Here is a 20,210-nt window from a genome sequence, read left to right as displayed (position 1 = left end):
GTTGAGAAGGTTTTTAATGCCTGGTTTACGCTCCGTTTTGCTTGTCGACGATGATGACTCGCTCCGCTCACTCCTTATCGAACAGCTTCGGCAGGAAGGGGAGTTCGAATTTTCTCAAGCATCGACAATTGCACAGGCAAGTGCGTTCATTTCTTCAGAAAGCGCGCGTGTCGAGATTATCCTCCTGGACGTCACTTTGCCGGACGGCGATGGACGTGACTTTTGCAAACAGCTTCGTCAGGACGGGGTCCGAGTCCCGATTTTGATGCTGACAGGATCTGATGAAGAAGGGGACGTGATCCGCGGCCTCGATTCGGGCGCGAATGATTACATCGCAAAGCCCTTCCGCGTGGCGGAACTCCTCGCACGAATCCGCGCCCAGCTTCGGTTGTTTGAAAGCAGTGAGGACGCTGTTTTCAGTATCGGGCCCTATTTATTCCGCCCCTCAACGAAACTCCTCCATGATGAGCGGAGTGGCCGCCGCATTCGCCTGACTGAAAAAGAGGCGGCGATCCTCAAATTTCTCTATCGGGCCGGGGCACGGCCGATCGCGCGGCAGATCCTGCTGAATGAAGTATGGGGTTATAATGCGGCTGTGACGACCCACACGCTTGAGACGCATATTTACCGCCTGCGTCAGAAAATCGAACCCGACCCTGCTCAGGCGTCAATTCTGGTTACGGAGACGGGCGGGTATCGCCTCGTTACAGCACCTTCGGCGCGTCCCCTGCGCGTTACCTGATGCTGCTGGACACGATAAAGGGTTTGAGGGTGCAGCCGCGCCGTTAAATAGAGGCGCGGCACCCTTATTTTATTTACAGGGCGATATCTGCAAAAACGGGCACGTGGTCGGACGGACCTGCCGCACCTCTGATATCGCGCAGGACGCGCATGGTCTCAAATCGGGCCGCGATATCGTCTGAAACCCAGATATGGTCCAGGCGTCGACCACGGTCAGACGCGGCCCAATCGCGATTCCGGTAAGACCACCATGTATAGAGTTTCTGATCGGCGGGAACCATGACGCGCATCACGTCGGTGAAACCGGTATTCTGCCACGCCACGTGCCGTCTGACTTCCGGCTCGGTGTGGCAGACCACATTCAGCAATTGCTTGTGGCTCCAGACATCCTGTTCAAGCGGCGCGGTATTGAGGTCCCCCACAAGGATGGCGCGCTCCGGACGATGGGCGGCGAACCACGCCGTCACCTCATCGAGAAATCTCAGCTTATGGGCGAATTTCGGGTTCTCGACCGGGTCGGGAATATCACCACCCGCGGGCACGTAGAAATTATGGATGGTGATCGGCTTCGAAGCGTCGCCAATTTCAACGGCATTATGGCGACAATCGGATTTTTCGCACCAAATGGGTGTCTCTAACACACGGATGAAAGGCGTCCTGGAAAGAATGGCGACGCCGTTATAGCTCTTCATCCCGGTAAAATGCTGGTATTCAAAGCCGAGCGCCGTCAAGGATTCTGCCGGAAAGAGGTCGTCCGTGACTTTTGTCTCCTGCAGGCAGAGAATATCCGGTTGATCGCGCATGACGATCTGCTGGAGGAGCGGTAATCTCAGCCGAAGGGAGTTGATGTTCCAGGTCATGATGCGCATTGGCCCTGATTGGCGTAAATAAACCATTCACGCAAGGGGGGAAGTTGGCCACGTGCATTCGCCTTGCGCAGGATGCGGCATAAGCGCCCGGTCCCTGTAGCAAGGCGCCCTGTGATCTCAACCGTTCGAGGAGACGGTAATCAGGATAAATGAGCATGATTTGTCGGGAAGCATCCTCGCCAGGTCAGGGCAATGAACAGGTATAGAGGCGTGAATATTGCCCTTCCTCACGCGGTAAAGCGATTATTATTGAGAATTGTCCACGCCCGAAGCGCAACAGGGTAAGAGTGGTCCTGAAACGTTCATTCTACGTAAGGCAAATTTTTTAACTTTGCCTATTTTGTTTGAAAATCAATATGTTAGCAGAGTGTGATTAATTTTTAGGCAAATCGATGCAAAACCTGCTAGGAAGCGCTTTCCGTCAATCTACCAAGTTTTATCCCACAGAGTTTTCCACAGGATCGGTGGATGAAGTTTTGGAGAAGGTGATGGAACGTTCACAGCACTTCGTGCGCTTGCTTCAATTGAGGGTTCGGCCAGGTCGATGAGCATTAGCGGCGTCAAGATAACAGCGGCGGAACTGGAAAGCGGGGTCACCGCCATCCGTGCGGCACTGAAGACGATCCCGACATCGCCCGGCGTTTATCGCATGCTCGATGCAAAAGGCGCGGTGCTTTATGTCGGGAAGGCGCTCAACCTCAAAAACCGTGTGACATCCTACACGCGTGCGGCGCAATTGCCGGAGAGGCTGGCGCGCATGGTGTCCATGACGCGCCAGATGGAGATCGTCACAACGGCATCTGAGGCGGATGCTCTGTTGCTTGAGGCGAATTACATCAAGCGGATGAAGCCACGCTTCAACATCCTGCTGAGGGACGATAAATCCTATCCGTGGATCATGCTGTCGGAAAACCATCCTTTCCCGCAGGTCAGTAAACAACGGGGCAAGCCTAAAAAGGACGTGACCTATTGGGGGCCTTTCGCCTCAGCCTGGTCTGTCAACCAGACTCTGAACCTGATCCAGAAGAGTTTTCTGCTGCGCTCCTGCACCGATAGCGAGATGGCGTCGCGGACGCGCCCCTGTCTGCTCTATCAAATCAAGCGTTGCTCCGCCCCTTGCGTTGACCGCATCACGCAGGAGGATTACCGCGTCCTGGTGGCAGAAGTGCGCCAGTTTCTGTCGGGTAAAAGCACCCATTTGCGGGAAACCCTCGCGACGGAGATGGCGGAAGCGGCCCAGGCGCAGGATTATGAGCGCGCCGCAATGATCCGCGACCGTATCCGGGCCTTCTCCGGCTTGCAGGATTCGGGCGTTATCAACCCCGCCTCCCTCCATGATGCGGATATTTTCGCAATCTGGCAGGATGCGGGACAATGTTGCGTTGAGGTGTTTTTCATCCGGGCCGGTCGTAATAATGGCAATCGCGCCCTGTTTCCCGTTCAGACGGACGAGGAGAGCCAGGCGGACATTCTCTCCGCGTTTCTGCTGCAATTTTACGATAGCAAGCCCCCGCCGGAACTTATCCTCCTGAATCAACCGCTCAGTGAACCGACCCTCGTGGCCAGCGCCCTGTCGAAAGCGGCGGGGCACCGCGTGGAAATCCTGGTGCCGCAGCGCGGTGAGAAGCGCAGTGTCGTCCTCCATGCGGAACAGAATGCACGCGAGGCCCTTGGTCGGCGTCTGGCTGAGAGTGCCGGCACACAGCATCTCTTAAGTGAGACGGCAAGGGTCTTTCGTCTCGAAACGCCGCCTGAGCGGATTGAGGTCTATGATAACTCCCATATTTCCGGCCGCCATGCTTATGGGGTGATGATCGTCGGCGGCCCGGAGGGATTTCACCGGCGTGACTATCGGAAATTCTCCATCAAATCGGTCCTGACGCCCGGTGATGATTACGCCATGATGCGGGAGGTCATGGAACGTCGTTTCCGTAAAACCAATGACGCGGAGGCCAGCCGCAAATATGCGCGGATGCCGGATATATTGCTGATTGATGGCGGGCAGGGACAATATAATATTGTCAGAAAAGTCTTGGAGGAGCTCGGTGTTGAGGGGGTCAAACTCGTGTCGATCGCCAAGGGGCCGGATCGGGATGCTGGGCGCGAATGGTTTTTCACGGATGACCAGCCCCCATTTCAGCTCCCGGAGAAGGACCCGGTCCTTTATTATCTCCAGCGCCTGCGTGACGAAGCGCATCGTTTCGCGATCACGACCCACCGCGCCAGCCGCTCCGGCGCGATCCGTAAGTCTGAGCTGGACCGCATTGAGGGGATCGGCCCTGTTCGGAAGAAAGCGCTCCTGGCGCATTTCGGCTCGGCACGTGCGGTCAAGCAGGCTGGTTTGGCGGAACTGACTCAGGCGAAAGGCATTAATATGGAGACGGCACGCCTGGTTTTTTCCCATTTCCATCCCGACACCGAAATATGAGTCAAAAAAATCCGTGTTGGCCCGGTCTCAAGGTGGCTTTACCGCGTTTTCATGGTATCAGCGAAACTCCAACGTCGAGGGCCTGTGATGCTGACTGACCTTCCGAACCTTTTGACTTTGACGCGAATCGCGACAATCCCCTTCCTGGTTGTCAGTATCGCGTTGCAGAACAATGCGGCCAGTGCTGTCGGATGTGTCATTTATATTATCGCCTGTGTCACGGATTACTTTGACGGAATGCTGGCGCGGCGGTGGAAGCAGAATTCCGAAATCGGCCGGATGATGGACCCGATCGCGGACAAGCTTCTTGTCGGCGCGTTGCTGATGGCGCTGGCCGGGTATGGTCGGCTGGTGGAGGGCTCCGTCTTCGCGGCCATTATCATTCTGATACGTGAAATTCTGATCAGTGGTTTGCGGGAATATATGGCCAGCCAGGACCAGACACTCCCATCTTCCCGCCTCGCCAAATGGAAAACCGGCATCCAGATGATTGCGATCGGGTTTCTTATGGCCGGAAGCGCCAATGGCGCGTGGCAGGTCACGTCATTCGGCTCTGCCCTGCAATTAGGGGCACTGATGTTATGGCTCTCCGTCATCCCGACGGTCCTCAGTGGGTGGCGCTATCTGACAACCGGTGTGACATATATGCTCGGCGTGACAAACCGGGAACGATTGAGCCGATGAGGGTGATTGGACAAAAATTCGACATCTGATAAACGGTTTGAAGTGATCATTCCCTTAATGGGCCGAGGATTTCGTTAATGAGAAAACTGCTCTTCGTCGTCACGCCGCTCTTCCTTGGCGGCTGTTCGGGCCTCGGCACGTTTTTTCATGACACGATTTCTCTCCCGGGTGCCAACCCCAACCTCCCCGCAGGTCGGTCAGAGACCTTGGCAAAGGTGACGGGCGCCCCGGTTTCCGAACTTCCTCTCCTGCCCGAAGGTGGCGATATCTGGCCCGGCGCGCCTGACCCGCTTCCCTCGCTTCGGGATGTCTCCCGCTCTTCTCAATCCATCGCGAAAACGCTCGATGACCCGAACAGCTATTTCGGTCGCATGGCATCCGGTCGGAAGGAAGATGACGCCCTATTTCAAGAGGGAAGTCGCGTCAGTATCGGTGAGGAATTTGCGGTGAAACACGGCGTGATGCGCACGCCGGAAGCGATCACGACGCAGCCTGTTATTGATCCGTCAAAAAAATATATTGAGCAGGAGAGCGGAGTTGTCGAGATCCCGAATGGGGACGGCACCTCCACTTTGATTGCGCCCGACGGTACGGTGTCGATCCGCAAAACCAGAAAGAATTGAGCATCACCGCCTTTCGCGCGGATTAATATTTCCGCAGCAGTGACGTCAGCACACCTTGAATTGTGACGCGCTCCGCTGGGAGAATACGCGTTTCGTAGCGTGGATTGGCGGCCTCCAGCGCGATGGATGGGCCGCGCTTCCGCAGACGCTTCAAGGTCACTTCCTCACCATCAATCAGCGCGACGACGATCTGGCCATTCTCTGCACTCGGCGTCTCCTGGATGATGACTGTGTCCGCATCCATGATGCCGGCACCCTCCATCGAGTCTCCAGCGACGATAAGGGCATAATATTGCCCTCTACCCAACATGCTGGCCGGCACCATTGCCGTCTCGCCCGTGTCCTTCACCGCTTCTATCGGGACGCCGGCAGCGATACGGCCATAAACCGGAATTTCGACGGACCCGGTCAATGGAGGTTTTGCAGAGGCGGTGGGGACAGGCGGGGACACATTCTCCCGGCTTTGAAGGCCGTGGGGCGTCAGCGGAACAATTTTACCAGCGGGCCGGGGAGGGGATTTCAGGACTTCGAGTGCCCGGGCACGTTGGTGATGGCGCCTGATAAATCCGCGCTCCTCCAGCGCCGTCACAAGACGATGAATGCCGGATTTGGAATGAAGGCCGATCGCGACCTTCATCTCATCGAATGACGGAGAGAATCCCGTCCGATGGAGATAGTCATCTATGAAAGTGAGAAGCTGGTGTTGTTTCCGTGTAAGCATCGTGACCCTCGCTGGGATGGAAACGCAACGCGGCGCTTCTGTTTCCATTTTGTTCTTTTTAAAATTAGTGGCCGTATTACGCAAGCGTGTAAGGAATATTTTTGTTTTCAGGCTGGCGCTTACGTTAAAGCTTGACGTCGCGCCCACTTCAAAGCATTTATGCACGCAATCTGACGATGCCACCATGTTTGACCGTGGGGCACACCGACACTGTGTTGAGGATCACATGGCTAAGACAAACGTCATCCAGATTCGTCTCGTTTCGACAGCGGATACCGGATATTTCTACGTGACAAAGAAGAATGCGCGCTCCGCCGTCGGCAAGATGGAAGTGCGGAAATATGACCCGGTCGTCCGTAAGCACGTCACATTCCGGGAAGCAAAAATCAAGTAAGCGGGTTGGCACACCGCCCGATCCGGGTTCGCTCGGGTCGGATCTGTGCTGCTTGACGTCCGGTCACATCAGTAGAGCCGGTCGTTTTTACCGTAAGGGATCACGAGTTCGTTTTTCTCTGTGAGATTCAGCATCGCACGGGAACGCTCATCAAGAAGATCCGCATCCAAAGCGCGTTCACTTAAACTGTTGATGCGCTGCTGCCACAAAACATACTCATCCTCAGCAGCTTTCTGAGAGGCGATGGCTTTCCGCTTGAGCCCAAGGCGCGCCTCATAAGCGCGCATACCATGGTCGCCTTGCAGCGCATTCCAGCAAAAATACGCCGTAAGTCCCAAAAAAACAGTTGGCGGTATAACCAACCGAAAAAACCGACGTATGTGTCGTTGCGCCTGCATATTCTGACCAGTTGGAGAGGCAGCGTTAAGCCGATACTTTGCTGCTCAAAGTTTTAACGCGCAACCTGGGCATTATTTCACAATAAGGCCAAAGTTGCGCTCTTTACTTTATTTAAAGATGGACCGACCCGCATAAAAACCGGCCGTATCGAGCTCACTCTCAATACGGATCAACTGATTATATTTGGCGATACGGTCCGAACGGGAGAGAGAACCTGTTTTGATCTGGCCGCAATTCGTCGCGACGGCGAGGTCAGCGATTGTTGTGTCTTCCGTCTCACCTGAGCGATGGCTCATGACGCATTTATAACCATTCCTGTGCGCTAGCTCCATGGCATCGAGCGTTTCCGTCAACGTGCCGATCTGATTGGGTTTGATCAGGACCGCATTTGCCGTTTTGCTTTGGATGCCTTTGGCAAGTCTCTCTGTATTGGTGACGAAGAGATCATCTCCGACGAGTTGAATCTTATCACCGAGGCGGCGTGTCATTTCAGCCCAGCCTTCCCAATCATCCTCCGCAAGCCCGTCTTCAATCGACCTGATTGCCGGGAATTGCGCGACAAGATCCGCCAGATAATTGATCATACCGTCAGCATCCAGAACCTTGTCTTCACCCTTCAGATGATAATGATTGTTTTTGAAAAACTCCGTTGCCGCGCAATCGAGCGCAATCGTGACTTCCTCCCCCAGGCGGTAACCCGCCGCCTCGACAGACTGACTGATAAATGTCAGTGCCTCTTCGGCAGATCTGAGATTTGGCGCGAAACCACCTTCATCCCCTACATTCGTATTATGGCCGGATTTGGCGAGATTTTTACGAAGACAGGCGAAGATTTCGGCACCCATACGCACGGCATCGGACATGGACTTTTCCCCGATCGGCTGGATCATGAACTCCTGAATATCGATCGGGTTGTCAGCATGTTGACCGCCATTAATGATATTCATCATCGGGACGGGAAGGATGTGGGCGTTTACGCCGCCCAAGTAACGATATAGCGGGACTTCAAGCTCAATCGCGGTGGCCTTTGCAACGGCCAGGGAGACGGCCAAAATAGCGTTGGCGCCGAAACGGGCCTTGTTACTCGTGCCATCAAGGTCTTTAATGGCATTGTCGATCGCGATCTGATCCGACGATTCAGCACCCTGAAGTAATTCACGGATCTCATTATTTGCGAAGGCAACGGCTTTCGTGACGCCTTTACCATAATGTCGTGACTCGTCTCCGTCTCTCAGCTCAACGGCCTCATGCGCACCGGTTGACGCACCTGAGGGAACGGCCGCACGACCTTTCGCGCCGGAGGAGAGTTCTACGTCAACTTCAACCGTCGGGTTACCGCGGCTGTCTAAAATTTCCCGCGCAACGATATCGATAATGGCGCTCACGATGATGCTCCCTTTGAGTTTGAAATCTTTGCGCAACACAAGTGCGCCTGTTGGCCCTCATGTCAACCAGTTAAGAGATATTTAGAGAATAATGACATGGAAAAATATACGGTGCGTCGCCACTATCATCACAACTTGCCGTTTCTTGACATTTGCGCTCTTTACGATTGCGTTACAAGTCGGGTAGGCGTCACGTCCCGACCTCAGAACCTGTTGCACCGCATGGAATTCTCAGCCGCGCGTCACGGCCCCGTCCGCCTGGTGCTGCGTTTTGACGAGGCGGTCGATACGGCTCAATGTTTCAAGCAGGGTTTTCATTTCAGAAAGCGGCACCATGGTCGGCCCATCACTGGGGGCCAGATCGGGATTTTCATGTGTTTCTATAAACACGGCCGCCACGCCGATCGCCACCGATGCGGCGGCGAGGGGGGCGACAAATTCCCGCTGTCCGCCTGACGCGCCGCCAAGCCCGCCCGGCTGCTGGACGGAATGGGTGGCATCAAACACGACCGGGTAACCTGTCTGCGCCATAATGGGCAAACCACGCATGTCATTGACCAGCGTGTTATATCCGAAACTCGTGCCGCGCTCACACAGCATCAGGCGCTCATTGCCCGTCGAGGCGATTTTGGCCGCGACATTCTCCATGTCCCAGGGGGCAAGAAACTGCCCTTTTTTTATATTGATCGCGGCACCCGTTTTACCCGCCGCCAGGAGGAGGTCCGTCTGGCGACATAAAAATGCGGGTATTTGCAGGACGTCCACATATTCAGCGGAACGTGCGCATTGGTCCGGTGCGTGGACATCGGTCAGGACAGGGCACCCAAATCGGGCTTTCACATCCGCGAGGATCTGCAACCCTTTCTCCATCCCGACACCGCGCTTGCTATTGAGCGACGTACGATTCGCTTTGTCGAAGGAGCTTTTGTAAATCAGCCCGATGGAAAGTGTTTTGCAGATTTCCGTCAATTTTTCCGCGACCATCATGGCGTGGTCAGCCGATTCAATCTGGCACGGCCCGGCAATCAACGTGAAAGGAAGGTGGTTGCCAATTCTGACACCATCAAGATCGATTTCACGCATCTTCTTTCATCCTTTTAACGGCCGCCTCGATAAAGCCAGCGAAAAGCGGGTGAGGGGCAAAGGGTTTGGAGAGATATTCAGGATGATATTGCACGCCGATAAACCATGGGTGGTCAGGATATTCGATTGTCTCCGGCAAGACGCCATCAGGTGACATCCCGGCGAAACGGAGCCCCGTCGCCTCAAGGGCATCGCGATAATGCACATTCACCTCATAGCGATGACGGTGACGCTCCCGCACGGTGGTTTCCCCGTAAATCTCCGCGATACGGGATTTCGGCGTGAGGCTTGCCGGGTAGGCGCCCAGGCGCATGGTGCCACCCAGGTCACCCTGTTCTCGCCGTTTCATGATTTCATCACCGCGCGCCCATTCCGTCATCAACCCGACAACGGGCTCCGACGTCGCACCAAATTCGGTGGAGGACGCGTCCGATATGCCGGCCAGGGTGCGGGCGCACTCGATAACCGCCATCTGCATCCCGAAGCAGATCCCGAAATAAGGCACGGATTTTTCACGCGCATAACGCACGGCGGCGATCTTCCCCTCAGATCCGCGCCGCCCGAAACCACCTGGCACAAGAATGCCATGTAACTGGCGTAGATGCGCCGCGGTCGCGCCGGATTTTTCGAGGTTTTCGGCCTCGATCCACTCCAATTGGACACGCACATTGTTCGCGATGCCGCCGTGAAGGAGGGCTTCGATCAGCGACTTATAACTGTCAAGCAACGCGGTATATTTACCGACAATACCGATGCGCACCGTGGCGGAGGGGTTTCGAATCGCGTCAACGATCTTCTCCCACTGACGAAGGTCAGGCGTCTGATCGGCCGGGAGTCCGAAATAGCGCAGAATCTCATCATCCATCCCTTCCGCATGGTAGGAAAGCGGGCAGGCATAGATCGTGTCAATATCCAGCGCGGCAATCACGGCTTCCGGCTTGACGTTACAGAAATTCGCGATCTTGTGCCGTTCCTGCGATGGAATGGGCCGGTCGGAACGGCAGATCAGCATTTGCGGCTGAATACCGACGTTCTGGAGTTCCTTTACCGAATGCTGGGTGGGCTTTGTCTTCAATTCACCCGCTGCGGGGATGTAGGGCAGGAGCGTGAGATGCACGCACATGGTCTGCGCATGTCCCAGGTCGTTCCGCAACTGACGTATGGCTTCCAGAAATGGCAGGCTCTCAATATCACCCACTGTGCCGCCAATTTCGACGAGGACGAAATCATAATCCTCCGTCCCGGACACGATGGCGGATTTGATGGCGTCCGTAATATGCGGGATCACCTGCACGGTCGCGCCGAGATAATCACCCCGACGTTCCCGCGCGATTACGTCGGAATAGATCCGCCCGGTTGTCGCATTATCTGCACAGGCCGCGTGCACACCTGTGAAACGCTCATAATGCCCGAGATCGAGATCTGTCTCGGCGCCATCATCTGTAACGAAGACTTCACCATGCTGATAGGGACTCATCGTCCCCGGATCAACATTGAGATAAGGGTCCAGCTTGCGCATACGGACGGAATAGCCGCGGGATTGTAAAAGAGCCGCCAGGGCCGCTGAAGCGATGCCCTTGCCAAGAGAGGAAACAACACCACCGGTGATAAAAACAAATTTCGTCATGGAGGGCTGTCCTACAACGCTTTGGTGATCAATAGAAGATGGAAGCCCCTGACCATGCTTTAAAAATGCCTCACTCTATCTCGAAGGCTTCCCGGCGGGGAAATCCGGTGCCGGATTTTCAGGCAGGGAAGTTGAGGTGGAAGGGGCGGTCCCCAATATCGAATCGCCAGCATGATGACCGGCAGCACCCTGATTAAGATAGGCAAGTGCAAGGCAGAGCACCATGAACAACCCGGCAAGAATCGCGGTTGCGCGCGTCAGAAGATTGGCGGTGCCCCTGCCGGACATGAAGGAGCCCATACCCTGACCACTCCCGATCCCGAGACCACCCCCCTCACTCCGCTGGATGAGGATCACCCCGATCAGGGCAATGGTCACGAACACATTTATGATAAGCAGAATGGTCGTCATCAGTAAGTTTCTTTACCTAAATGTCAGTGTCAGGAATTCGGCAAGGCTTGCGACCACCGCCTGAAGCGCCGCCCGTCCGGCGCTCTGCCCCGTAATATACGATGAGATCATGATAATGTCATCCGCCGCGCGGCGGAAGGTGCTTACGCCGACACACGCACCGCGCGGACCGGGCTAGGAGGGTAAGCGGTCAATATGGTATTATGACGGGCGACCGTGAGGTGCTGGCGGGGTCTCTGCGGCCTTTAAGGCTGGTCTAATATCTTTTCGCCCTTTATAGGGAGCGCCTTAAGGCTTTCAGCTTCAGCGGGATAATCGACAGAATGATCACCACGCTCAGACACCTCGTTGTTGACTCATGGATAGGCCGCATCATCGCGTTGCTTATTTTTGTCGCATTCATCGGATGGGGCGCCAATGACGTCTTCCTGAAACCAGCTTATGATGACCCGAACGTCCTCGCCATGGCAGGCTCATCGAAAATCTCACTTCAGGATTACGAAGCGCGCGTGCGATTGATGGGGGACCGCATCGCCCAGGCCATGGGCCATCGTCCCGGGGATAATCTCTCGGCGTCGGAAAAGCGGCATTTAAGGCAGGTTGTCTTCCAGTCCGAGCTGAATGAGCTGCCGATGCAGGCCCTGGCGCACGCGCAGGGGATGGTCGTGCCGGATAAGATCATCCGGGATAAGGTTTTTTCCATCCCTGCTTTTCAGGATGAGCAGCATCATTTCAGCGCCGACCGCTTTCATAACTGGCTGCGCAACGCGCAGATGACGGAGCCGGCCTTTATCGACATTGTCCGCCGGGAAGTGGAAAATCTGACTCTGGGCATGGCCATGGCCCGGAACATCACGGCGCCCCATGCCATCGTGGCGCGGTTTGCCGATTATATGTCGCAGCGTCACGTTTACGACGTGGCGACTTTCCGCAAAGCGGCGGGCGGCAGCCCCCAACTTGCGGCCGATGAAGCCACTTTGCAGAGATATTACGACAACCACCCCTGGGATTACACGACGCAGGAATTCCGTCATGCACGGATCATTCTGCTCGATGCTTCCACATTGCAAAGCGCCATCACCGCGTCCGATGCGCAGATCAAGGCACTCTATGACAGTCGCGAGGCGATGTACGACCGGCCCGAAGGGCGTGATATCGCCTATGTCATGTCGAAAGATCGCGCGCAGATTGACTCCATTGCCAAAGCCTGGCGGGATGGCGCTTCATGGCAGGATGTGCTGAAACAGTCGAAAGGCGCCATCGCCGACGTGCTGTCCCAGATCCCCCAGAGCGCCATCCCGGCGCCGGAGCTTGCCAAAGCCGCCTTCGCCGCCGCGCCGGATATTGTTACAGGCCCGATTTCCTCACCCGGTGGTTGGATCGTGTTTCGCGTCTCTAAAGTGACGCCCGCCCATCACGTGAGCCTGGACGACGCCAGGGAAGGGCTGGCCAGTGAGATCCGCATGCAGGAGGCGGTCAATCAGCTTACTGATAAAGTGGCGAAACTTCAGGATATTGTCGCGGGTGACACGAGCCTTGACCACATCCCCGCAGAAATCGGCGCGCGCCCCGCGGAAGGTGCGCTGACGCGGGAAGGTAAGACGAAATCAGGCGATGACGCGCCCATCCCGGGAAATGAGACGGAACGCAAAGCCATCATTAAGGCGATTTTCAGCCAGAAAATCAACGCCCCGCCGCGTTTCGTCGCCCTGCCGGATGGCGGCGCCTTTGTCATCAAGCTCGATAAGGTCGAGCCGGGGCGGCAATTATCCTTCAGGGAATCGCGCGATGCCGTGCTGAAAGCCTATCAGGAAGATGCCTCAAACCGCGCACTCAACGTTGCGGCCACGGCTTTCCTGACGCAGGCGAAAGAGAAGGGCGGCGTGTCGCATGTGGCGGTGTCCGGCCCGGGCGGCCCACAAATCGAAGCCGGGCAGTATGTCACCGTCCAGTCGGCTGAGCAGACTCACGGGGCGCTACCCTATGCCGTCCTCCAGACCAAAATGGGTGAGACGGCGATGATCGACGTCGACGGGACTTACAGAGTGTTCACGGTGACATCGCTCCCCGCCGATCCGGTGGGCGCGCATGAGGCGCGCAAGGCATTGCAGAAAATGGCGGATCGCGGTTTGCAGGAGGATGTCATCAATACGTTCCGGCAGCAGGCCGCTGAGCGGGCGAAGATGCACATCAATCAGCCTCTGCTCAATCAAGTCCTCAGCGGTGAAGGTTCGTAACGGATTATGGTGAGATGAGTCGCCTTTTCCATGCCGTGATCTCTGCGGACCTGCTCACGCCTGTTGCCGCCTATATGCGTCTCGGGCGGCTGTTCCCCGCGCTCTCGGGTGCGGCACCTTATCGCCTGCTTTTTGAAAGCGTCGAGGGCGGCAAGGCGCGTGGACGCTATTCCGTCATTGCCATGCACCCGGACCTCATCTGGCGATATGAAAAAACTGTCGTCACGATGAATAAAACGGTTCTTTCCGGCGCGAACCGCTTTGAAACCTCGTCGCAAAAGGCCCTGCCGTCACTCCGGCAACTCATCCGCGATTCCAGAATAAGCCTGCCGGAAAATTTCCCGCTCATGATTGCCGGTCTCTTCGGCTATCTTGGCTATGATTTCGTGCGTGAGATTGAGGACGTGCCCGATACCGGCCTTGATGACCTTCAGGTGCCGGACGGTATTCTGATGCGGCCGACCATTTTTGCCGTTTTCGACTCTCTGCGCGACGAAGTTTTTGTCACCGTCATTTCACGCCAGGGCGGTCTGACGGCGGCGGCAGCTGAGGGGCTTTTGTCCCGTGTCCTGACCGCACTGCGTACGGGGCCCGATGATGCGGATGAGTCGCTTGAAGCCCCCCTACCTTGCCCCTCAAGCCGGAACCATCCATTCCGGATGCCGAATTTGAAGCGAAGGTGCGGACGGCGCAGGCCCATATCAGCGCCGGTGACGCCTTCCAGATCGTGCCCAGCCGCCGCTTCTCGGTCGATTTTCCGCTCAGCCCGCTGACATTTTACCGCTCGTTGCGGCGCGTTAATCCGGCGCCATTCCTCTTTTTAATGGAGCTTGACGGCTACGCACTTGTCGGTTCGTCACCCGAGATCCTCGTGCGATTGCGGGATGGCGAGGTCACGCTGCGTCCGCTCGCGGGCACGCGCCCGCGCGGCGCCTCGACGGAGGCGGATCTTGCACTGGAGGAAGATCTCCTCGCCGATGAAAAAGAACGTGCGGAACATCTGATGCTGATTGACCTTGGGCGGAATGACGTCGCACGTGTCTCCCAAATGGGGACCGTCTCAGTGCCACAGCAATTTGTCATTGAGCGCTATAGTCACGTCATGCATATCTCCTCCACCGTGCACGGCACGATCCGGCCCGAATGTGATGCCGTGGATGCGCTTTGCGCCGCTTTCCCCGCCGGCACGTTGACAGGCGCGCCGAAGATCCGCGCGATGGAAATCATTGATGCGCTTGAGCCGACACGACGCGGCCCCTATGCCGGGTGCCTCGGTTATTTCGGCGTCAATGGTGAGATGGATACCTGCATTGCCCTGCGCATGGCGGTCATGAAAGACGGGAAACTACATGTGCAGGCCGGATGCGGTGTGGTTTCGGACAGTGTTCCCGCGTTGGAGGAGGAGGAGACACGGCACAAATCCCGCGCCTTGTTCCGCGCGGCTGAAAAAGCGATGGAAGATGCCTGGCAACGGAACCAATCCTCGCAATTGACGCCACAAGATAAAGGCACCATGTCCCGGTCATGATTCTCCTCATCGATAATTACGACAGCTTCACCTATAATCTCGTCCATTATCTGGGCGAATTGGGCGCGACGTGTGTGGTCAGGCGGCATGATGCCATCACCGTCGATGAGGCGCGTGCCCTCGCGCCGGAAGCCATCGTGATTTCACCCGGCCCCGGCGCACCGGATGATTCCGGTATCTGTTGCGCGCTCGTTACGGAAATGGGGCCTGAAGTACCGGTTCTGGGTGTGTGCCTCGGGCATCAGGTTATCGGCCAGGTTTACGGCGCGCACGTTATCCGCGCGCCACACCCCGTGCATGGCAAGGTGGATGAGATGCATCATGATGGCACGGGCATTTTCACCGATCTCGCCAACCCCATGCGCGCGACGCGCTATCACAGTCTCGTTCTCGACCCCGCAACGATCCCGGCGGATCTCATCGTTAACGCACGCACGAAAGATGGCATCATCATGGGTGTTCACCATCGACATCATCCCGTTCATGGCGTGCAGTTTCACCCGGAGAGTATCGCCTCTTCAGAGGGGAAGCGCCTATTGGGTAATTTTCTGGCCCTGGCACATCGGGGCCGGGAAGCGCGGCCCTGACATATGATGAAGGGATTTATACAAACCTGCCTCATCCAGCTGGCTGAAGGCGATCCCCTGACAACCGATCAGGCCTATGACCTGTTTCGCCAGATCCTCTCAGGCGCAGTCGACCCGACGGCACTCGCCGCCATCCTCACGGCCCTGCATCTGCGTCAGGAGACAACGGAGGAACTGGTCGGCGCGGTGCGGGCGATGCGGGAGGCGGCCATTCCACTCCGCCATCATGCGTCGGAAGCCGTGGATGTATGCGGCACAGGGGGCGACCGACTAAACACGCTGAACGTGTCCACAGCCGTCGCTTTTGTATTGGCTGCGATGCAGATCCCCGTGGCCAAACATGGTAACCGCGCCGTCTCATCAAATTCCGGCGCGACAGATGTGCTGTCTGAACTTGGCATCCACCCTGATGGCAATCTCGATCGTCAGCGTCAGAGGTTGGAAACGCAGAATCTGGCTTTCCTCGCCGCGCCTCTGCACATTCCGGCCCTGGATGAAATCGCGGAGACACGCCGCAAACTGGGCTTCCGCACGATTTTCAACATGATCGGCCCGGCCTGCAACCCCGCCAATGTCAAACGCCAGATGATCGGCGTCAGTGACCCGCGATGGATGGTGAAACTGGCGGAAACGACAGGCCGACTGGGCGGGACGCGGGTCACCGTTATTTATGGCGAGACGGATCGCGGCATTTCGGATGAAATGACCCTTTCGGGCAAATCCCACCTGGCTGTCTGGCGCGATGGCGGCGTCACGGAATACACGCTTGACCCCTCTGCCTTCTTCGGCCCCCATCAAAAGATCGCGACCCTGGCGGGCGGCACACCGGCGCAGAATGCGCGGGCCCTGATGGAGATGCTGGAGGGTGAAAAGGGTGTCTATCGCGACACAGTTTGCCTGAACGCAGCCATTGCCCTTGACGTTGCAGGCCATGGGGACGTCTTTATTGCGGGGCGCCTCAAACATGACGCCCTGTCTGAAAATATGTCGCGTGTCGCGAAAGTCATTGACGAAGGCCACGCTCTTGCCGTTATGGAACGAGCGCGCGATATAAATATGTTAACAGCGTAATCACGATGGCTTCATCATCATGGTAGAGGTTATTAAAGCGAGAATGTCGAATAGTTCATCCCATCATCCTGAGTCGGAGCAGGGCGCGGCGTCGCATCATCACGCGCATGAGCCGGACGCGATGGATGTCGGTGACCCCGCAAATACCACGCTTGACCTGGACGCACCGGCGGAAATCCCCGACGTGCTTGCGCGGATCTGCGCGCGGATGCGCATTGATGTTGAGCAACGCTCCCAGATCACACCGCTGAAAGAAATCTCAGCGCGCGCGCGGGAAATTGACACGCCGACACGTGGCTTCGGCCATGCTCTCAAGCAGATGGCGGCGAATTGCCAGGTGGGGTTGATTGCCGAAATCAAGAAGGCGTCCCCCTCCGCCGGTATTATTCGCCCGAATTACGACCCCGCCATGATCGCGCAATCCTATCAGGCGGCCGGGGCGACATGTCTGTCCGTCTTAACGGAATCAGCATGTTTCCATGGTGATACGGAGGATCTTGAGCAGGTGCGGGCGGCGTCGACCCTGCCCATCCTGCGGAAGGATTTCATCGTTGACCCCTGGCAGGTGCATGAAAGCCGCATTATCGGCGCCGACTGCATCCTGATCATCCTCGCAGCTTTGACGGATAGTGAAGCGTCCGATCTGATCGCTTTGGCGCGCGGCCTTGATATGGATGTGCTTTGCGAGGTGCATAGTGAGTTGGAACTCACCCGCGCCCTCTCTCTGGACACTGTTCTGATCGGGATCAATAATCGGAACCTGCGCACGCTTAAAACGGATATCCGCACGACATTTGAGCTCGCTCCCCTCGTGCCGCCCGACCGTATCGTAATTTCCGAAAGCGGCATCAAGACGCATGAGGATGTGCTGCGGATCGGTGAGGCCGGCGCGTCCGGCCTGCTGGTGGGTGAAAGTCTTCTGCGGGAGGAAGACCCTGGCCTTGCAGCGCGACGCCTCATGGGCACGTTATAAAATGACGACGCCATCATGATTTTAATTGGTCAAAACGGCATCGGACATGTCAGCGACCGATGCATATTCAGGAGACGGCCAGCTTGACCCGAACTGCAAAGAAATTGGCGCCTGCCCTGCGCGCCGATGACAATGGTTCACCTCTGAGCCAGGAAGAAACAATCAAAGCCTATCAGCGCATGGTGCTTCTGCGCCGATTTGAGGAAAAAGCCGGGCAGCTTTACGGGATGGGCCTGATTGGCGGTTTCTGCCACCTTTATATCGGGCAGGAAGCCGTGGTGACCGGAATTGGCCTTCTCATGAAGGCGGGTGATAAAGTCATCACATCCTATCGTGACCACGCGCATATGCTTTCCGTCGGGATGACGGCGCGCGGCGTGATGGCGGAGCTGACGGGGCGGCAGGATGGTTATTCCCGCGGGAAGGGTGGCTCGATGCACATGTTCTCCCGTGAGAAGCATTTTTACGGGGGGCATGGCATTGTCGGGGCGCAGGTCGCGATCGGCACCGGGCTGGCCTTCGCCAATAAATATCGCGGCACGCAGGAAGTCGGGATCGCTTATTTCGGTGAGGGTGCGGCGCAGCAGGGACAGGTATTTGAGAGCTTCAATTTCGCCGCCCTGCACAAACTTCCCTGCATTTATGTGATTGAAAATAACCGTTATGGCATGGGCACCAGTGTGGAGCGCTCTTCCGCCGCGAAAGACCTCTCACAACTTGGGCGTCCCTGGCAGATCCCGAGCCTCAAGGTGGATGGGATGGATCTGTTCGCCGTCCATCAGGCGGCAGGCGAGGCCATGGCCCATTGCCGCGCCGGCAAGGGCCCCTTCCTGCTGGAGATGGAAACATATCGTTATCGCGGCCATTCCATGTCCGACCCGGCGCGCTATCGTGATCGGGCGGAAGTGGATGAAATGCGTAGGACGCGTGACCCGATTGAGCATATCCGGAAATATCTCTCCAAACAGGGCGTGGCGGATAGCGTGTTTAAAAAGATAGAGGATGACGTCAAGGCGGAGGTCAATGACGCCGCGCAATTTGCGCAGCAAAGCCCCGAACCGGGCGTTGACTCGTTATGGACCGACGTTTGGGTGGAGTGCTGAAGAATGGCGACGACAATAACCATGCCGGCGCTTTCCCCCACGATGACGGAAGGCAGACTGGCCCGCTGGGTCAAGCAATTGGGCGACCGTGTTCAGTCCGGCGATGTTATTGCCGAAATCGAGACGGATAAAGCGACGATGGAAGTTGAAGCCGTGGAAGACGGCATTCTGGCGCGGCTCCTGGTGAAAGAAGGGACGGAGAACGTCGCCGTTAACGCCCCGATCGCGATCCTCTCTCAGGATGGCGAGACCGTGGAAGATACGCTTCCCGAAAAAGCACCGCCTGTTTCAGAGAGCGCCACCATCTCCGCCCCCCCTTCGCCGCCAGCCCCTCAGGCAGGTGCGGCGGCTGACAGGGATTGGGGCGCGACGGAACTCATTTCAGTGCGTGAGGCGTTGCGTGACGCTATGGCGGCGGAGATGGCGCGGGATGACGATGTCTTCCTGATGGGGGAAGAGGTCGCGCAATATCAGGGGGCCTATAAGGTCTCTCAAGGGTTGCTTGAACGCTTCGGTGAAAAACGGGTGATCGACACCCCGATTACCGAACATGGTTTCACGGGGATGGCCGTCGGCGCGGCCTATACAGGCCTGAAACCGATCGTCGAGTTCATGACGATGAACTTTTCGATGCAAGCCATTGATCATATTATAAATTCAGCCGCTAAGACACTTTATATGTCCGGCGGTCAGCTCAATTGCCCGATTGTCTTCCGGGGGCCGAATGGCGCAGCGTCGCGCGTGGCGGCCCAGCATTCACAATGTTACGCAAGCTGGTATGCGCATGTGCCGGGCCTTAAAGTTGTGGCGCCATGGTCAGCCGCTGATGCAAAAGGGCTTCTGCGCGCCGCCATTCGTGACCCGAACCCTGTCGTTTTCCTCGAGAACGAAATTCTCTACGGCCAGAAATTTCCGTGCCCCGTCGATGAAGATTTCATCCTGCCCATCGGCAAGGCTAAAATCGAGCGGGAAGGGAAGGATGTCACTCTTATTGCCTTTTCCATCATGGTGGGCGTCGCGCTCGAGGCTGCCGAGAAACTTGCTGAGCAGGGCATTGAGGCAGAGGTCATCAATCTGCGCAGTCTCAGGCCGCTCGATACGGCGACAATCATTGAAAGTGTCGGTAAAACCCATCGTGTTGTTTCCGTTGAAGAAGGCTGGCCTGTCGCGGGTATCGGTGCTGAAATCTGCGCCATGATCTGTGAAAAGGCGTTTGACGAGCTTGACGCACCACCCGCGCGCGTTTGCGGGCTTGACATCCCGCTACCTTATGCGAGCAATCTGGAGAAGCTGGCGCTTCCCCAACCGGATTGGGTCGTTGAAGCCGTGCGTAAACTTTTTTAAGG

18 protein-coding genes and 1 pseudogene are annotated in these 20,210 nt (G+C 56.8%); 12 read left to right on the top strand and 7 right to left on the bottom strand.

Annotated elements, in window-relative coordinates; genetic code table 11:
• Positions 1-16 precede the first annotated feature (16 nt).
• Complete coding sequence (locus CGLAMM_RS07645; protein WP_394819847.1) at positions 17-742, top strand: response regulator transcription factor; 726 nt, start codon at positions 17-19, stop codon at positions 740-742.
• Between the two features lie 73 nt (positions 743-815).
• Here the strand turns inward: CGLAMM_RS07645 and CGLAMM_RS07640 are convergent, their stop codons facing one another.
• Complete coding sequence (locus CGLAMM_RS07640; RefSeq protein WP_418115531.1) at positions 816-1,610, bottom strand: exodeoxyribonuclease III; 795 nt, start codon at positions 1,608-1,610, stop codon at positions 816-818.
• Between the two features lie 544 nt (positions 1,611-2,154).
• Here CGLAMM_RS07640 and uvrC point away from each other — a divergent pair.
• The 3 genes from uvrC to CGLAMM_RS07625 all read left to right on the top strand — a co-directional run bounded on the left by uvrC (position 2,155) and on the right by CGLAMM_RS07625 (position 5,345).
• Positions 2,155-4,038 carry an excinuclease ABC subunit UvrC gene (uvrC, locus tag CGLAMM_RS07635; RefSeq protein ID WP_394819845.1) on the top strand — a complete coding sequence of 628 codons (1,884 nt, stop codon included), beginning with the start codon at positions 2,155-2,157 and terminating at the stop codon, positions 4,036-4,038.
• A gap of 87 nt (positions 4,039-4,125) precedes the next feature.
• Positions 4,126-4,722: a CDP-diacylglycerol--glycerol-3-phosphate 3-phosphatidyltransferase gene (pgsA, locus tag CGLAMM_RS07630; RefSeq protein WP_394819844.1), complete on the top strand. Its 597-nt coding sequence runs from the start codon at positions 4,126-4,128 to the stop codon at positions 4,720-4,722.
• A 77-nt stretch (positions 4,723-4,799) separates the two neighbouring features.
• Positions 4,800-5,345: a hypothetical protein gene (locus CGLAMM_RS07625; protein ID WP_394819843.1), complete on the top strand. Its 546-nt coding sequence runs from the start codon at positions 4,800-4,802 to the stop codon at positions 5,343-5,345.
• A 22-nt stretch (positions 5,346-5,367) separates the two neighbouring features.
• Here the strand turns inward: CGLAMM_RS07625 and lexA are convergent, their stop codons facing one another.
• A complete protein-coding gene (gene lexA, locus CGLAMM_RS07620; protein ID WP_394819842.1) occupies positions 5,368-6,066 on the bottom strand; it encodes a transcriptional repressor LexA in 699 nt (232 codons plus the stop codon).
• A gap of 226 nt (positions 6,067-6,292) precedes the next feature.
• Between lexA and rpmG the strand changes: the two genes are divergently transcribed.
• The gene (gene rpmG / locus CGLAMM_RS07615; protein ID WP_319807488.1) at positions 6,293-6,460 is read left to right on the top strand and encodes a 50S ribosomal protein L33; all 168 of its coding nucleotides are present in this window, start codon (positions 6,293-6,295) and stop codon (positions 6,458-6,460) included.
• 68 nt (positions 6,461-6,528) lie between these two features.
• Here the strand turns inward: rpmG and CGLAMM_RS07610 are convergent, their stop codons facing one another.
• The 5 genes from CGLAMM_RS07610 to secG all read right to left on the bottom strand — a co-directional run bounded on the left by CGLAMM_RS07610 (position 6,529) and on the right by secG (position 11,365).
• A complete protein-coding gene (locus CGLAMM_RS07610; protein WP_319807487.1) occupies positions 6,529-6,747 on the bottom strand; it encodes a septation inhibitor protein in 219 nt (72 codons plus the stop codon).
• Positions 6,748-6,966: 219 nt separating this feature from the next.
• A complete protein-coding gene (eno, locus tag CGLAMM_RS07605) occupies positions 6,967-8,244 on the bottom strand; it encodes a phosphopyruvate hydratase (RefSeq protein ID WP_394819841.1) in 1,278 nt (425 codons plus the stop codon).
• 231 nt (positions 8,245-8,475) lie between these two features.
• A complete protein-coding gene (kdsA, locus tag CGLAMM_RS07600; RefSeq protein WP_418115530.1) occupies positions 8,476-9,327 on the bottom strand; it encodes a 3-deoxy-8-phosphooctulonate synthase in 852 nt (283 codons plus the stop codon).
• Entirely contained in the window at positions 9,320-10,954 is a 1,635-nt protein-coding gene (locus CGLAMM_RS07595) for a CTP synthase (RefSeq protein ID WP_394819840.1), read from the bottom strand. The genes kdsA and CGLAMM_RS07595 overlap by 8 nt, the downstream gene beginning before the upstream one ends.
• Before the next feature lie 75 nt (positions 10,955-11,029).
• The gene (gene secG / locus CGLAMM_RS07590) at positions 11,030-11,365 is read right to left on the bottom strand and encodes a preprotein translocase subunit SecG (RefSeq protein WP_394819839.1); all 336 of its coding nucleotides are present in this window, start codon (positions 11,363-11,365) and stop codon (positions 11,030-11,032) included.
• Positions 11,366-11,688: 323 nt separating this feature from the next.
• On the opposite strand from secG, the gene CGLAMM_RS07585 reads away from it, so the two are divergent.
• The 7 genes and pseudogenes from CGLAMM_RS07585 to CGLAMM_RS07550 all read left to right on the top strand — a co-directional run bounded on the left by CGLAMM_RS07585 (position 11,689) and on the right by CGLAMM_RS07550 (position 20,208).
• Entirely contained in the window at positions 11,689-13,602 is a 1,914-nt protein-coding gene (locus CGLAMM_RS07585) for a peptidylprolyl isomerase (protein WP_394819838.1), read from the top strand.
• A gap of 14 nt (positions 13,603-13,616) precedes the next feature.
• Positions 13,617-15,130, top strand: a pseudogene (locus CGLAMM_RS11310) (anthranilate synthase component I family protein).
• Positions 15,127-15,717 carry an anthranilate synthase component II gene (locus tag CGLAMM_RS07570; RefSeq protein WP_394819837.1) on the top strand — a complete coding sequence of 197 codons (591 nt, stop codon included), beginning with the start codon at positions 15,127-15,129 and terminating at the stop codon, positions 15,715-15,717. Before CGLAMM_RS11310 ends, CGLAMM_RS07570 begins: the two are co-directional and overlap by 4 nt.
• Before the next feature lie 3 nt (positions 15,718-15,720).
• Positions 15,721-16,788 (top strand): anthranilate phosphoribosyltransferase, encoded by a 1,068-nt coding sequence (gene trpD / locus CGLAMM_RS07565; protein ID WP_394819836.1) that lies wholly within the window; start codon positions 15,721-15,723, stop codon positions 16,786-16,788.
• 121 nt (positions 16,789-16,909) lie between these two features.
• The gene (trpC, locus tag CGLAMM_RS07560; RefSeq protein ID WP_394820101.1) at positions 16,910-17,761 is read left to right on the top strand and encodes an indole-3-glycerol phosphate synthase TrpC; all 852 of its coding nucleotides are present in this window, start codon (positions 16,910-16,912) and stop codon (positions 17,759-17,761) included.
• Positions 17,762-17,820: 59 nt separating this feature from the next.
• Positions 17,821-18,864: a pyruvate dehydrogenase (acetyl-transferring) E1 component subunit alpha gene (gene pdhA, locus CGLAMM_RS07555; protein ID WP_394819835.1), complete on the top strand. Its 1,044-nt coding sequence runs from the start codon at positions 17,821-17,823 to the stop codon at positions 18,862-18,864.
• A gap of 3 nt (positions 18,865-18,867) precedes the next feature.
• The gene (locus CGLAMM_RS07550; RefSeq protein WP_418115527.1) at positions 18,868-20,208 is read left to right on the top strand and encodes a pyruvate dehydrogenase complex E1 component subunit beta; all 1,341 of its coding nucleotides are present in this window, start codon (positions 18,868-18,870) and stop codon (positions 20,206-20,208) included.
• Positions 20,209-20,210: the final 2 nt, after the last annotated feature.

Origin of the sequence: Sorlinia euscelidii (assembly GCF_036452135.1) — a bacterium.
Taxonomy (GTDB): domain Bacteria; phylum Pseudomonadota; class Alphaproteobacteria; order Acetobacterales; family Acetobacteraceae; genus Sorlinia; species Sorlinia euscelidii.
The sequence above is the reverse complement of the archived record's forward strand: the minus strand, read 5'-3'. Positions and strand labels throughout refer to the sequence as shown.

What these genes read in the sequence shown, in the direction of transcription:
- CGLAMM_RS07645 (WP_394819847.1), top strand. Translation starts at nt 17, where the DNA reads ATGCCTGGTTTACGCTCCGTTTTGCTTGTCGACGATGATGACTCGCTC.
- CGLAMM_RS07640 (WP_418115531.1), bottom strand. Translation starts at nt 1,610, where the DNA reads ATGCGCATCATGACCTGGAACATCAACTCCCTTCGGCTGAGATTACCG.
- uvrC (WP_394819845.1), top strand. Translation starts at nt 2,155, where the DNA reads ATGAGCATTAGCGGCGTCAAGATAACAGCGGCGGAACTGGAAAGCGGG.
- pgsA (WP_394819844.1), top strand. Translation starts at nt 4,126, where the DNA reads ATGCTGACTGACCTTCCGAACCTTTTGACTTTGACGCGAATCGCGACA.
- CGLAMM_RS07625 (WP_394819843.1), top strand. Translation starts at nt 4,800, where the DNA reads ATGAGAAAACTGCTCTTCGTCGTCACGCCGCTCTTCCTTGGCGGCTGT.
- lexA (WP_394819842.1), bottom strand. Translation starts at nt 6,066, where the DNA reads ATGCTTACACGGAAACAACACCAGCTTCTCACTTTCATAGATGACTAT.
- rpmG (WP_319807488.1), top strand. Translation starts at nt 6,293, where the DNA reads ATGGCTAAGACAAACGTCATCCAGATTCGTCTCGTTTCGACAGCGGAT.
- CGLAMM_RS07610 (WP_319807487.1), bottom strand. Translation starts at nt 6,747, where the DNA reads ATGCGCGCTTATGAGGCGCGCCTTGGGCTCAAGCGGAAAGCCATCGCC.
- kdsA (WP_418115530.1), bottom strand. Translation starts at nt 9,327, where the DNA reads ATGCGTGAAATCGATCTTGATGGTGTCAGAATTGGCAACCACCTTCCT.
- CGLAMM_RS07595 (WP_394819840.1), bottom strand. Translation starts at nt 10,954, where the DNA reads ATGACGAAATTTGTTTTTATCACCGGTGGTGTTGTTTCCTCTCTTGGC.
- secG (WP_394819839.1), bottom strand. Translation starts at nt 11,365, where the DNA reads ATGACGACCATTCTGCTTATCATAAATGTGTTCGTGACCATTGCCCTG.
- CGLAMM_RS07585 (WP_394819838.1), top strand. Translation starts at nt 11,689, where the DNA reads ATGATCACCACGCTCAGACACCTCGTTGTTGACTCATGGATAGGCCGC.
- CGLAMM_RS07570 (WP_394819837.1), top strand. Translation starts at nt 15,127, where the DNA reads ATGATTCTCCTCATCGATAATTACGACAGCTTCACCTATAATCTCGTC.
- trpD (WP_394819836.1), top strand. Translation starts at nt 15,721, where the DNA reads ATGATGAAGGGATTTATACAAACCTGCCTCATCCAGCTGGCTGAAGGC.
- trpC (WP_394820101.1), top strand. Translation starts at nt 16,910, where the DNA reads ATGGATGTCGGTGACCCCGCAAATACCACGCTTGACCTGGACGCACCG.
- pdhA (WP_394819835.1), top strand. Translation starts at nt 17,821, where the DNA reads ATGCATATTCAGGAGACGGCCAGCTTGACCCGAACTGCAAAGAAATTG.
- CGLAMM_RS07550 (WP_418115527.1), top strand. Translation starts at nt 18,868, where the DNA reads ATGGCGACGACAATAACCATGCCGGCGCTTTCCCCCACGATGACGGAA.